The organism is Streptomyces caeruleatus (assembly GCF_001514235.1).
Lineage (GTDB): Bacteria > Actinomycetota > Actinomycetes > Streptomycetales > Streptomycetaceae > Streptomyces > Streptomyces caeruleatus.
Genome location: NZ_KQ948953.1, coordinates 14,997 through 27,628 on the forward strand (window position 1 = coordinate 14,997; position 12,632 = coordinate 27,628).

Genomic DNA, 12,632 nt, shown 5'->3' on the forward strand with positions numbered 1-12,632 from the left:
ACTGGTTCCGTTGACGGGGTTGAAATCAGTCCGGAGAGTGGTAATCCACGCGAGGGGGACATGCGCGGCGAACAGTCGCCGCGCCGCGGATCGGGGGGTCTGCCATGAGCGCGTCCACGAACGTCGAGTCCGCGAGGCACGGCACACGGTTGCCGTGGGGGGACATCCTGCTGTCCGCAATCGCCTGCGTGAGCTGGGCGTTGATCGGGATGGCGGGCACCGCGGCACTCGGACTGCATCTGCTGGAGGCCGACAGCTCGGCCTCTCTCGGCCCCATGACCGCGGCGGTGGTGGCCCTTGGGGCAGGTGGTTCTGTCACGCCGTCCGGCGATGTGTCCGCTTTCGGGCTGACGGGCGCGGAGGCGGCGACCGCCGTCGAGATCACGCCACTGGGGGTCAGCCTGGTCGGCGCGGTTCTCCTGTCGTGGTTCTTCTTACGGTCCTTGCGGGGCGCAGGAGTTGTGATCGCGCCGGCCGAACTGCTCGCGCGCGCGGGCACGGTGGTCGCGTTGTTCGTGGCGATGCTGGGGGGACTGGCCTGGGCGGGGCACGACGTCATCACGATCGACGGGAGCTCGCTGGGGCTCGACGACCTGCCGGGAGGCGGCGGGGGTGACGGGGGCGCTGGCGGGATCGAGATCCCCGGCGTGGGTGACATCGGGGACATCGGGAGGCTGCTGCCCGACCAGATCGGCGACCTCGTCGACGCGAAGGCGGCGGTCGGCTTCACGGTGGACACGGCGCCGACGCTGCTCGGCGGCCTCGGCTGGTCCGCCGGCATCCTGCTGATCGCCCTGCTGGCCTCGCGCCGCACCCCGCTGCCGCGCGGCTGGGAGGCCGTCCACCGTGTCGTACGGCCCGCCGCGTCCGCCCTCGTCACCGTGGTGCTGATCGCGGTCGCGGCCGGTCTCGCGGCGGCGGCGTACGCGGCGGTCGGCGACGCCCACCCCCGGCGGATCGCGGGCGCCGTCCTTCTCGGCGCCCCGAACGGCGTGTGGCTCGGCATCCCGGTCGGCCTGTTCGTACCGTTCGACGGCAGGGCGACGGGGCCGCTGGCGGCTCTGCTGCCGGCCCCCCTGGACGACCTGCTCGACAGCGGCGCCGACCAGTCCGTGACGCTGGGCAGGCTGGCCGAGCTGGACGGGCGGGTGTGGCTGCTGGGGGTCGCGGCGGCGGTGATGATGCTGCTCGCGGGGGTACTGACGGCGGTGCGGACGCCGGTGGGGGGCCGGGGCGATCCCGGGGGTGTACGGGATCCCGGGGCCCTCCGTTTCGCCGGGCGGTGTGCGCTGCGGCTCGGGGTCGCCACGGCGTTGACGCTGCCGTTGCTGGTGTGGCTTACGGAGCTGTCCGTGGACGCGTCGCTGTCGGTGCTGGGCTTCGACGCGTTCGGAGCCGGGGTGCGGCTGCGGGGGAACCTCGGTATGGCGCTGGTCCTCGGGGCGGCGTGGGGCGCGGGGGCGGGGGCCGTGGGGGCGCTGCTGGCCCGGGCGAGCGGGGCTGCGGGGCGGTGGGTGGCGGCGTTGGCTGTGGGGGTGGCGGGGGTGTCGGGGGTGGCGCCGGGGGTGGGCGTGGGGGCTAGGGGGCCTGCGGTTGCGGCTGGTCCTGCTGGTGGGCCCGGTGGGCCTGCCGGTGGGCCCGGTGGGCCTGACCGTGGTGCCGCTGGGCCTACGGCCGAGGGTGCCGGGGTTTCGCCGTACGCAGGACGGTCCGGACCGTACGCCCCCGGCGCCCCGTACCGGCCTCCGAACCCGGCGACGAACCCGTATCTGCGCGTGCCGGACCAGTCGCGCGAACCGGAGGACGCGCGACCGCCAGGAGTGGGCCCGCCAGCCGAGGGTGCGCGGTCTCCCGCGGGTGCAAGGTCTCCCGAGGGTGCGAGGTCTCCCGAGGACGTTCCGGCGCGTGACGGTGAGGACGACCTGTACGGCGCGCCCACGGTCGTCCGGCCGATCGGGCCGCCTCCCAGGTCGCCGCGGCCTCCTCGGGGGCGTGGGAAACGGCCGCCGGCCGGAGCGGACGACGGGCCTCCGCCGCCACCCCCTCCACCGCCGCCTCCACCCCCACCGCCGCCGGCTCCCCCGCCACCGGGGAACCCGAAGGGGCGTACCTGATTCACCAGAGGCGCTCCTGAGGCACGAGCCGGCTCGGCACGTCTCGTGGGGATCCGCCCCGGCGTCGGCTCACAGTGCGTCTGGGGCGCCCGGTGCGTCGGGGGCGCCCGGTGTGCCTGGGCCGCCTCAGCGTCACCGAGGCAGTCGTGGCCGTGACGTAAGGCTCACGCCACCCGGCCGACACCCAGTGTTCCGTGTCCGCTAGACGGACCTCAGCGGCGGCAGGCACGGGGTGCCGGATACGGTGGAAGCACCATGAGCGCTTCGCAGACCTCCGACATCCCCACCCTTCTCGTCAAGATCTTCGGGAAGGACAGGCCGGGCATCACGGCCGGACTCTTCGACACGCTGGCCGCCTACTCGGTCGACGTGGTCGACATCGAGCAGGTCGTCACCCGTGGCCGGATCACGCTGTGCGCTCTCGTGACGCAGCCTCCGGCCGGTATGGAGGGCGACCTCCGAGCGACCGTCCACAGCTGGGCCGAGTCGATGAAGATGCAGGCGGAGATCATCTCCGGCCTGGGCGACAACCGGCCGCGCGGCCACGGACGCTCCCTGGTGACCGTGCTCGGACACCCCCTGACCGCGGAGGCCACGGCCTCGATCGCCGCCAGGATCACGAAGTCCGGCGCCAACATCGACCGTATCTTCCGCCTCGCCAAGTACCCGGTGACGGCGGTGGAGTTCGCGGTGTCCGGTGCGCAGACCGAGCCGTTGCGCACCGCCCTGGTGACCGACGCGGCGGCACTGGGTGTCGACATCGCGGTCGTCGCCGCGGGGCTGCACCGGCGTGCACAGCGCCTGGTCGTCATGGACGTGGACTCGACCCTCATCCAGGACGAGGTGATCGAGCTCTTCGCGGCGCACGCCGGCTGTGAGGACCAGGTGGCCGAGGTGACGGCGGCCGCGATGCGCGGGGAGCTGGACTTCGAGCAGTCGCTGCACGCGCGCGTGGCGCTGCTGGAGGGGCTGGACGCCTCGGTGGTGGAGAAGGTGCGCAGCGAGGTGCGGCTGACGCCGGGCGCGCGCACGCTGATCCGTACGCTGAAGCGCCTCGGGTATCAAGTGGGTGTCGTCTCGGGCGGGTTCACTCAGGTCACCGATGACCTCCAGGAGCGGCTCGGGCTCGACTTCGCCCAGGCGAACACGTTGGAGATCGTCGACGGGAAGCTGACGGGCCGGGTCACCGGCGAGATCGTGGACCGGGCGGGCAAGGCGCGACTGCTGCGCCGGTTCGCCGCCGAGGCGGGGGTCCCGCTGTCCCAGACGGTGGCGATCGGCGACGGCGCCAACGACCTGGACATGCTGAACGCGGCCGGCCTGGGGGTCGCCTTCAACGCCAAGCCGGTGGTGCGGGAGGCGGCGCACACGGCGGTGAACGTGCCGTTCCTGGACACGGTCCTGTATCTGCTGGGCGTCACCCGCGAAGAGGTCGAGACGGCGGACAGTCACGACGAGGCCTGACGGCCTGACGCGTCGGGAGCGCCGAGCACATCGGGTGCGCCGGCCGCATCCGCCGCCTCGACCGCCTCGACTGCCTCGACCGCCTCGACTGCCTCGACCGCCTCGACCGCCTCGACCGCATTCCAGGTTCTACGTGCACAGGGGCCCGGCACCGTCACGGTGCCGGGCCCCTTCGCGTGGGTCGGTCACTCGGAGGGGGCCCAGTAGTCGAGCAGCGTGGCCACGCCGGGCTCCAGGGTCTTCCAGCTGCCGCTGAAGGAGAGGACCGCGAAGGCGGCGGCCGGGAAGCCGCGGCGGCTCATGCGCTCGCGTGCGTCACTCTCGGTGGCGCCGGAGAGGATCTCGGCGAGGCCCTGCACGCCCGGGTTGTGGCCGATCAGCAGGACGTTCTGCGCGTCGTCGGGTGTCTCGTTGAGCAGGGCGATCAGCTCGCCGGGCGAGGCCTCGTAGACCCGCTCTTCGTAGATGGTTTTCGGCCTGTGCGGGAACTCGTGGACGGCGAGCTTCCAGGTCTCCCTGGTCCGGGTCGCGGTCGAGCACAGGGCCAGATCGAAGGGGACGTCGGTGTCGACCAGCCTGCGGCCGGCCTCTGCCGCGTCCTTTCGGCCCCGGTCGGCGAGCGGCCGCTCGTGGTCGTTCACCTGTGGCCAGTCGGCTTTCGCATGCCGGAAGAGGACAATCCTGCGGGGTTCAGCGACGCTCATGAGATCCAGCTTCGCATGAAACACGCCACGGGGCGCAGGGAGTTGACGGGCGGCTTCCGCAGTGCTCAGCGCGTGATCAACTGCTGTATGTGCTCGAAGAGCTGCGTGATCGCGGGCTCGGCGGTCGCGGCGTGCGCGTCGGAGGGGTTGAGGATCAGCGTCAGCAGCGTGATGAAAGCGAGCGTCGGCAGGGCGAGGGCCCACCAGGGCAGCCGGATGTCGGCACGGCCCGTGGACGCCGGGTGGGGCGGGGTGTGGGTGCGGGCCGACATGTCGCCTCCGTGGTCTTCGAGTGTCCGTGCCCGCCTCTCGCGGTCACACTTCGAAGTTACGGACTTCCCGGCCGTCAACCCATCCGGTGATCCACCCAGTTGACCCTGACACTCGCCCCCTAGGGGATGGTGGTGCTAGCCCCACCATCGGCTTGACGATCTCGACGGCCACGTGTCGGGAAGCGGCGACGGGCCACGCGTCAGGGAGGGGCCGTCACCCACGGAGGGGCCGTGATCATCCCGCCTCAGAGCGCGGCTTTCACCCCGTCTCAGGGCGCGGCGCGGACCCTGTCTCAGGACACGGCGGCCATCTCGGCTCAGGGCGCGGCGATCGTCGCCACGATGGCGATGATCACGAAGATGGCGAAGAAGGCACCGAAGACGAGCAGCATCTTCTTCTGGCCGTTTTGGGGGTTCGGGTCGAGCACTGGCATACGGGAAGTCTCGCACCCGCGGTCCGCGGCGGGTGCGCCGGGGTCAGGCTCAGCGGGCCGCCTCGTCCTCCACGGTGCGGTCGCGTCCCGCCAGGACGCCCACCGCCATCTGCGGGATCATCAGGCCGGCCATGAGCGCGATCGGCAGCCCCCAGCCGCCGCTGTGCTGGTAGAGCACGCCCACCAGGAGCGGGCCGGGGATGGAGATCAGATAGCCGGTGCTCTGCGCGAAGCCCGACAGTTGGGCCACGCCCGCGCTGGTCCTGGCTCGCATGCCGACCATGGTGAGGGCCAGCGGGAACGAGCAGTTGGAGACGCCGAGCAGCAGGGCCCAGGCCCAGGACCCGGCGACCGGCGCGAGGTAAAGGCCGGCATAGCCCACGAGGCCGCAGACGCCCAGCGCGAGCACGATCGGGCCCTGGTGGGGCAGCCGGGTGGCCAGGCGCGGGATGACGAAGGCCAGGGGTACGCCCATGACCATGGTGACGGCGAGCAGCAGCCCCGCGGTGCCGGCGTGCACGCCCGCGTCGCGGAAGATCTGCGCCATCCAGCCCATCGTGATGTAGGCGCCGGTGGCCTGGAGACCGAAGTAGACGGCGAGGGCCCAAGCGGTGCGGCTCCGGGTGATCCGCAGCGTGGGGGCCTCCACGCGCGCGTGCTTCTCCTGAGCGGAGGCGGCCGGCGCCGCTCCCCCGTCCGGGCGGTGCTCCCCGTCCCGGCCCCGCTCCCGGTCGGCGTCACGGTTCCTTACGAAGGGGATCCACGGCAGTACGGCCAGCGCCGCGAGGCCCGCCCACACCGCGAGCCCGGTCTGCCAACTGCCGCCCAGCGCCTCGGTCATGGGCACCGTGACGGCCGCCGCGGACGCGGTGCCGAGGGCGAGGGCCATCGAGTACAGGCCGGTCATGGAGCCGACCCGGTCGGGGAACCAGCGCTTGACGATGACCGGCATCAGGACGTTGCTGAGCGCGATGCCCATGAGGGCGAGGGCGCTGGCGGCCAGGAAGCCCGCCGTGCTGCCGAGGTACGGGCGCAGGAAGAGGCCGGCGGTGATGGCGGCCATGCCGGCGCAGACCACGGCGCCGGGGCCGAAGCGGCGGGCGAGCCGGGGGGCCATGACGCCGAAGAGGGCGAAGCAGAGCGGAGGTACGGAGGTGAGCAGTCCGGCCACGCTGCCACTCATGCCGAGCCCGTCGCGGACCTCTTCGAGGAGGGCGCCGAGGCTGGTGATGGCCGGGCGGAGGTTCAACGCGGTCAGCACGATGCCGAGCACCACGAGCCGCGTCGTCCACGCGCGCGTGGCGGGCCGTGTGGGGGTGGGAGCCTCGGTGGTGCGGGTCTGGGCCGTGCGTATTCGCGTGGACGTCGCCGTCCGGTGTTCCTCGCGTGCCATGAGGCCTATCATAGAATCATGGGATGATTGGTTGTCCACCTCCGGGTCGCCCGGTGCCCGTCCTCCCGTGCGAAGGTGTGCCATGCCCTTGAGCCACCCCCGTCGTTCGGCGCTGTCCGAGCAGGTCATCGCAGCGTTGCGGCACCAGATCACGTCGGGCGAATGGCCGGTCGGCGCCCGGATCCCGACCGAGCCCGAGCTGGTCGAGCAGCTCGGCGTGGCCCGCAACACGGTCCGTGAGGCCGTCCGCGCGCTCGCTCACAACGGCCTGCTGGACATCCGCCAGGGCTCCGGCACCTATGTGGTGGCCACCAGCGAGCTGGCCGGCGTCATGCACCGCCGTTTCGCCGACGCCGACCCCCGGCACATCGCGGAGCTGCGCTCCACGCTGGAGTCGGCCGCCGCGAAGCTGGCCGCCGAGCGGCGCTCGGAGAAGGACCTCAAACAGCTGGACGCCCTGCTGGTGCGGCGCGAGGAGGCCTGGGAGTCGGGTGACGCGGAGGCGTTCGTGGCGGCCGACGCGACCTTCCATCTGGCAGTGGTGGCGGCCTCCCACAACGACGTGATGACCGCGATGTACGCCGACCTGGGCGAGGTCCTGCGGGACTGGCTGCGCGAGGACATCGGCCAGGAGCTGACGCCGGAGACCCACATGGACCACGCGCGTCTGGTCGACGCGATCCGCGCGGGCGACGCGGAGGCGGCCGCGGCGGAGGCGGCGAGCTATCCGTTCCTGTGCCGTCCGGGGCGCTTCAGCTCTCCTGCCGGTGGCTGACCCACACCGAGGCGACCTCTTTCCAGCAGCGCCCGGTCAGCCGTACGGTCTGCGCGGGCTCGGCGGCCACCGAGGAGCCGTCGCTGTCGATGTCCCACCAGCGGGCGCACTCGACGTGCAGGCTCACCCTGTCGGTCTCCGGATAGGGGTTGTGGCAGTACGCGGTCACATGGGAGCCGGTGACGCGTATCCGGCAGGCGGCGCCGAACGGATCCTCGGGCTCCGCTTCCGCTTCCGCGGTGTGCACGCGCGTGTGGGCTATCGCGTCGTACGACAGGGGCAGTACGAGAGCGACGGCGACGGTCGTTGAGGCCAGGCGGCGGGACAAGCGCACAAGGGGACCTCCTCGGCCGTGGTGGGGAGGGGCTCGCGAAGTGAACGCGTACTCCAGAGTGCGCAGTTGCGGGCCCGGCCCGCCCGGCCGGATAGGCCGAACGGGTGACGCCCCGCTCCCCGCGCACGGGCGGGAAACGGGGCGTCGGACGGCGTACGGGAGATCAGGCGCCGATGGCGTGCAGGCCGCCGTCCACGTGGACGATCTCGCCGGTGGTCTTCGGGAACCAGTCCGACAGCAGGGCGACGACGCCCTTGCCCGCCGGCTCCGGGTCCTCCAGCTTCCACTCCAGCGGGGAGCGGCTGTCCCAGACGGACGCCAGCTCGGCGAAGCCGGGGATGGACTTGGCGGCCATGGAGCCGAGCGGGCCCGCCGAGATCAGGTTGCAGCGGATGTCGTGCTTGCCGAGGTCACGCGCCATGTAGCGGTTCGTGGCCTCCAGCGCGGCCTTGGTGGGGCCCATCCAGTCGTACTGCGGCCAGGCGAACTGCGCGTCGAAGGTGAGGCCGACGACGGAGCCGCCCTCGGTCATCAGCGGCAGCAGGGCCATGGTCAGCGACTTCAGGGAGAAGGCGGAGACGTGCATGGCGGTGGCCACGGACTCGAACGGCGTGTTCAGGAAGTTCCCGCCGAGCGCGTCCTGCGGCGCGAAACCGATGGAGTGCACGACGCCGTCGAGCCGGTCGCCCAGGTGCTCACGGACCTGGCTCTCCAGGCGGGCGAGGTGCTCGTCGTTGGAGACGTCGAGCTCCAGGACCTTGGCCGGCTTGGGCAGCTTCTTGGCGATGCGCTCGGTCAGCGTGGGCCGGGGCCAGGCGGTGAGGATGATCTCCGCGCCCTGCTCCTGGGCCAGCTTGGCGGTGTGGAAGGCGATGGAGGACTCCATCAGCACACCGGTGATCAGGATGCGCTTGCCCTCGAGAATTCCGCTCATGGTGATCAGTGACCCATTCCCAGTCCGCCGTCAACGGGGATGACGGCTCCAGTGATGTACGAGGCGTCGTCCGAGGCGAGGAAGCGCACCGCGGCGGCTACCTCCTCCGGCTGCGCGTACCGGCCGAGCGGGACCTGCGACACGATGTTCGCGCGCTGCTCGTCGGTGAGCACCTTGGTCATGTCGGTGTCGACGAAGCCGGGCGCCACGACGTTGAAGGTGAGGTTGCGCGATCCCAGCTCACGGGCGAGGGAGCGCGCGAAGCCGACCAGGGCGGCTTTGGAGGCGGCGTAGTTGGCCTGGCCGGGACCGCCGTACAGACCGACGACCGACGAGATGAGGACGACGCGGCCCTTCTTGGCGCGCAGCATGCCGCGGTTGGCGCGCTTGACGACGCGGAAGGTGCCGGTGAGGTTGGTGTCGATGACCGAGGTGAAGTCCTCCTCGGACATGCGCATCAGGAGCTGGTCCTTGGTGATGCCGGCGTTGGCGACGAGCACCTCGACGGGCCCGTGCGCGTCCTCGATCTCCTTGTAGGCCTGCTCCACCTGCTCGGTGTCGGTGATGTCGCACTTGACGGCCAGGAAGCCGGCCGGCGGCTCACCCGAGCGGTATGTGATGGCGACCTTGTCGCCGGCGTCGGCGAATGCGCGGGCGATGGCGAGGCCGATGCCCCGGTTGCCTCCGGTGACGAGAACCGAGCGGCTCAACGGATCACCCTTTCGATAGGGGTCTGACACATCCGCCCGAACAGCTGGATGACAGGCGGCTTCTCCGAAAACCTATCGGGCCGGTCCGGTCCGGGGACATTCGGGCACCGACAGTGGCGTACGGGTGTCGCTGTCGGGTCCCTACAGAAAGATGACGGCTCCAGCCGGAAACGTGTGGTCCGTGGCCCCGCCCGCGCGACATGATCGGTGCCGACAGGCCACGACAGCAGGGAGACCTCCGTGCCTCATACGATCGACGAAGCCTTCACGGCGCTTCCGCTACGCGCCCTGGCCGACGCCGCCCTGGCACGCGCGCGTGCGCTCGGCGCCGAGCACGCGGACTTCCGCTTCGAGCGGGTGCGCAGCGCGTCCTGGCGGCTGCGGGACGCCAGACTCGCCGGGTCGTCGGACACCACCGACCTCGGGTACGCGGTGCGGGTGGTGCACGGCGGGACCTGGGGGTTCGCGTCCGGGGTGGATCTGACGCTGGACGCCGCGGCCAAGGTGGCCTCGCAGGCGGTGGCGATGGCGAAGCTGTCGGCGCAGGTGATCAAGGCCGCCGGGTCGGACGAGCGGGTGGAGCTCGCCGACGAGCCGGTACACGCCGACAAGACGTGGATCTCGTCGTACGAGATCGATCCGTTCTCCGTGCCCGACGAGGAGAAGTCGGCGCTGCTGGCGGACTGGAGCGCGCGGCTGCTGGCGGCGGACGGCGTCAATCACGTGGACGCCTCGCTGCTGACCGTCCACGAGAACAAGTTCTACGCCGACACCGCGGGAACCGTGACCACCCAGCAGCGGGTACGGCTGCACCCGCAGCTGACGGCCGTCTCGGTCGACGAGTCCAGCGGCGAGTTCGACTCCATGCGCACCATCGCGCCGCCGGTCGGACGCGGCTGGGAGTACCTGACGGGGACCGGCTGGGACTGGGAGAGTGAGCTGGAGCAGATCCCCGCTCTGCTCGCCGAGAAGATTCGGGCGCCGAGCGTTCAGGCGGGGCCGTACGACCTCGTCATCGACCCGTCCAACCTGTGGCTGACGATCCACGAGTCCATCGGGCACGCCACCGAACTGGACCGCGCCCTCGGCTACGAGGCCGCCTACGCCGGCACCTCCTTCGCCACCTTCGACCAGCTCGGCAAGCTCCGGTACGGCTCCGACCTGATGAACGTCACCGGTGACCGCACGGCCGAGCACGGCCTCGCGACCATCGGCTACGACGACGAGGGCGTCGCGGGCCAGTCCTGGGACCTCGTGAAGGACGGCACGCTCGTCGGCTACCAGCTGGACCGGCGGATCGCGAGGCTGACCGGGTTCGAGCGGTCCAACGGGTGCGCGTTCGCCGACTCCCCCGGGCATGTGCCGGTGCAGCGCATGGCCAATGTGTCGTTGCAGCCGGATCCGGCCGGGATGTCGACCGAGGACCTGATCGGGAGCGTGGACCGCGGGATCTACGTGGTCGGCGACCGGTCGTGGTCGATCGACATGCAGCGCTACAACTTCCAGTTTACGGGTCAGAGGGCATACATGATCCGGAACGGCCGCCTTGCGGGGCAGGTCCGGGACTTTGCATATCAGGGGGTGACCCCCCAGTTCTGGGGTGCCATGGAGGCTGTCGGAGGCCCCCAGACCTACGTACTCGGAGGGGCTTTCAACTGCGGAAAGGCCCAACCTGGGCAGGTCGCTGCCGTTTCGCACGGGTGCCCGTCAGCAATGTTCCGGAGTGTGAACATCCTGAACACCACGACCGAGGCGGGCGGCGCCTGAGGCCGCATCCAATCCGGTCTGAAGTCTGCACCAGGTCGACACGCGATCACGGCGAACCTCCTACGCCACGTCGTCCCAGTCCTCGATGTCGTCCTCTGAGGGCGTCAGCGAGGGCGGGACGATGAGGCCCTTGAAGGGCTCCAGCTTGAGACCCAGGCGGTTGTGCATGGTGCGTGCGCCTCGGTCCATTGCCCGGCGGACCAGGTGGCCATAGACCAGCTCCGTCGTCCTCGTGGTCCGGTGCCCGACCCACGCCGCGATCTCGAAGAGCGGGATGTCGGCGTGGATCGCTTCGGAGACGAAGAAGTGCCGGAAGCTCTTGGGGGTGTACTGCGGAGTCCCCGCCAGCTTGGCCGCCGCCTTGAACTGATCCAGGAACCAGTCGTAGGACGGGTGGCGGTCATTCAGTCGAGGCGACTCGAAGAACCAGCCCCGCTCTCCCCAGGTACCGAACGCGTCGATGTGATCGTTGAAGATCTCGTTGATCGATTCGGGCACTGGCGTACGCCGCGCCTGATCGAACGTCCGATGCTTGGTACCCCGCTTCACTCCGCGCCGGAAGCCGGAGATCTCCTGACAGCCGTAGGCCGAGACCTGGTGATCCACAGCGAGGGTGCTGCGCTCCCAGTCCATTGACTCGTCGGCCAGCGCCAAGGACTCCCCCGGGCGCGTCCCACAGCCCGCCATGGCCCAGAAGCCAGCGCGGATCAGCTTGGGGGCCTCAGCGATGATCCCCAACACCTCTTCCATGGTCGGGATGTCATTGTCGGTGACCGGCGTGAGCTGCTGTCCCGAGCGCCTACGGGGGTTCGCCTTCTTGCACGGATTGCGGCCGATGATCTCGGCTGCCACCGCATAGTTGAAGACGGACGAGAGGACGTTTTTACGTCCGTTGATGCCGGTCTCCTTGTAGCCACGCTCCTTCTGATCCGCCTCCCATTCCTGGATGGTCGTCGGGGTGATGCTGGCGATCGGCTTGCTCCCGAAAAACGGCCCGTAGTGGTTGTCGTAGACGCTCTGGTAGTTCCTCTTCGAGGACTCTTCGAGCGTTCCCGCCTCAACCCACTCGTTCCAGATCTCGGCGAACGTCCGCTGCCCCGCCTTGGGGTTGATGTAGGTCCCGAGGTCCTTGTCCCGCTCGACCTTGACCGCGAACGCCTCCGCGTCTTCGAGCTTCTTGAAGGACACCTGTCGGGGCTTGCCTGCCCTGCCCCCGGGCTCCCGGTACGACACCCGGTACGGCTTGTGAGGGCACGTGGGCTTCTTGCGCCGGGGGCAGGTGCAGTCTTCTTTCTTGATGGTCGCCACGCTTGTTAAGCCTCCACATGTTGATTGGTTAGCGACTGATCGTCAGCCTAGTTGTGCTGCATGCGCGCCTCAACCCAGTTATGTAGATCGCGAGTTCGGAATCAGACATGCTTGCCGACCTTGAGGAACGGAATGCCCCAGCGTCGGTACGAGTCCATGAGGACCCGCTTCGTGACACCGAGTTCGACGGCCGCCTCATCCGGCGTCATGAGCAGATTGCTGCCACCCCTCACAGCCACTCACCCCACTGCTCCGCGTCCTCCCGCGCCTCCTTGGCCAGTTGGCGGTTTATGGCGATGTCTTCGGCGATGCCAAAGGCAACGTCCGACTCGCCGGGGGTGTATCCGGAGCCGACGTAGCGCCAGGCCGATTCCGTGACCGCGTCCGGGCCGTCCGTGCCCTTGGTTTCGCCCTGGCGGTGTA

14 protein-coding genes and 1 pseudogene are annotated in these 12,632 nt (G+C 70.4%); 4 read left to right on the forward strand and 11 right to left on the reverse strand.

The annotated features are described in order from the left end of the window. Positions 1–104: 104 nt before the first annotated feature. Positions 105–2,114, forward strand: a complete 2,010-nt coding sequence (locus AQJ67_RS43725; RefSeq protein WP_062725694.1) for a streptophobe family protein — start codon at positions 105–107, stop codon at positions 2,112–2,114. A 255-nt stretch (positions 2,115–2,369) separates the two neighbouring features. Continuing rightward, positions 2,370–3,578 (forward strand): phosphoserine phosphatase SerB, encoded by a 1,209-nt coding sequence (serB, locus tag AQJ67_RS43730; protein WP_062725696.1) that lies wholly within the window; start codon positions 2,370–2,372, stop codon positions 3,576–3,578. On the opposite strand, the gene AQJ67_RS48065 is transcribed toward serB, so the two are convergent. From AQJ67_RS48065 to AQJ67_RS43745, 5 genes are all read right to left on the reverse strand, one after another. Further along, positions 3,563–3,736, reverse strand: a complete 174-nt coding sequence (locus tag AQJ67_RS48065; RefSeq protein WP_159058943.1) for a hypothetical protein — start codon at positions 3,734–3,736, stop codon at positions 3,563–3,565. The genes serB and AQJ67_RS48065 overlap by 16 nt on opposite strands. 27 nt (positions 3,737–3,763) lie before the next feature. Further along, positions 3,764–4,282, reverse strand: a complete 519-nt coding sequence (locus tag AQJ67_RS43735) for a SixA phosphatase family protein (RefSeq protein ID WP_062725698.1) — start codon at positions 4,280–4,282, stop codon at positions 3,764–3,766. Between the two features lie 65 nt (positions 4,283–4,347). After that, positions 4,348–4,554 carry a hypothetical protein gene (locus AQJ67_RS43740; RefSeq protein ID WP_062725700.1) on the reverse strand — a complete coding sequence of 69 codons (207 nt, stop codon included), beginning with the start codon at positions 4,552–4,554 and terminating at the stop codon, positions 4,348–4,350. Between the two features lie 317 nt (positions 4,555–4,871). After that, positions 4,872–4,988 carry an SGM_5486 family transporter-associated protein gene (locus tag AQJ67_RS50345; RefSeq protein ID WP_107083970.1) on the reverse strand — a complete coding sequence of 39 codons (117 nt, stop codon included), beginning with the start codon at positions 4,986–4,988 and terminating at the stop codon, positions 4,872–4,874. 49 nt (positions 4,989–5,037) lie between these two features. Then, on the reverse strand, positions 5,038–6,393 hold the full coding sequence (locus AQJ67_RS43745) for a CynX/NimT family MFS transporter (RefSeq protein ID WP_062725702.1): 1,356 nt from the start codon (positions 6,391–6,393) through the stop codon (positions 5,038–5,040). A gap of 70 nt (positions 6,394–6,463) precedes the next feature. Between AQJ67_RS43745 and AQJ67_RS43750 the strand changes: the two genes are divergently transcribed. After that, a complete protein-coding gene (locus AQJ67_RS43750; RefSeq protein ID WP_062725705.1) occupies positions 6,464–7,156 on the forward strand; it encodes a FadR/GntR family transcriptional regulator in 693 nt (230 codons plus the stop codon). Here the strand turns inward: AQJ67_RS43750 and AQJ67_RS43755 are convergent. From AQJ67_RS43755 to fabG, 3 genes are all read right to left on the reverse strand, one after another. Continuing rightward, a complete protein-coding gene (locus AQJ67_RS43755; RefSeq protein WP_062725707.1) occupies positions 7,134–7,490 on the reverse strand; it encodes a hypothetical protein in 357 nt (118 codons plus the stop codon). The two genes, AQJ67_RS43750 and AQJ67_RS43755, sit on opposite strands and share 23 nt — an antisense overlap. 163 nt (positions 7,491–7,653) lie before the next feature. Continuing rightward, a complete protein-coding gene (fabI, locus tag AQJ67_RS43760) occupies positions 7,654–8,424 on the reverse strand; it encodes an enoyl-ACP reductase FabI (RefSeq protein WP_062725708.1) in 771 nt (256 codons plus the stop codon). Between the two features lie 5 nt (positions 8,425–8,429). Next, positions 8,430–9,134 carry a 3-oxoacyl-[acyl-carrier-protein] reductase gene (gene fabG, locus AQJ67_RS43765; RefSeq protein WP_062725711.1) on the reverse strand — a complete coding sequence of 235 codons (705 nt, stop codon included), beginning with the start codon at positions 9,132–9,134 and terminating at the stop codon, positions 8,430–8,432. A gap of 240 nt (positions 9,135–9,374) precedes the next feature. On the opposite strand from fabG, the gene AQJ67_RS43770 reads away from it, so the two are divergent. Then, the gene (locus tag AQJ67_RS43770) at positions 9,375–10,901 is read left to right on the forward strand and encodes a TldD/PmbA family protein (protein ID WP_062725713.1); all 1,527 of its coding nucleotides are present in this window, start codon (positions 9,375–9,377) and stop codon (positions 10,899–10,901) included. Between the two features lie 60 nt (positions 10,902–10,961). Here AQJ67_RS43770 and AQJ67_RS43775 read toward each other — a convergent pair whose 3' ends face one another. From AQJ67_RS43775 to AQJ67_RS43780, 3 genes and pseudogenes are all read right to left on the reverse strand, one after another. Next, the gene (locus AQJ67_RS43775) at positions 10,962–12,209 is read right to left on the reverse strand and encodes a tyrosine-type recombinase/integrase (RefSeq protein WP_079056558.1); all 1,248 of its coding nucleotides are present in this window, start codon (positions 12,207–12,209) and stop codon (positions 10,962–10,964) included. Positions 12,210–12,310: 101 nt separating this feature from the next. Next, complete coding sequence (locus AQJ67_RS50990; protein ID WP_482258153.1) at positions 12,311–12,418, reverse strand: MerR family transcriptional regulator; 108 nt, start codon at positions 12,416–12,418, stop codon at positions 12,311–12,313. 20 nt (positions 12,419–12,438) lie between these two features. Continuing rightward, positions 12,439–12,632: pseudogene (locus AQJ67_RS43780) on the reverse strand (replication initiation protein); the annotation flags it as partial.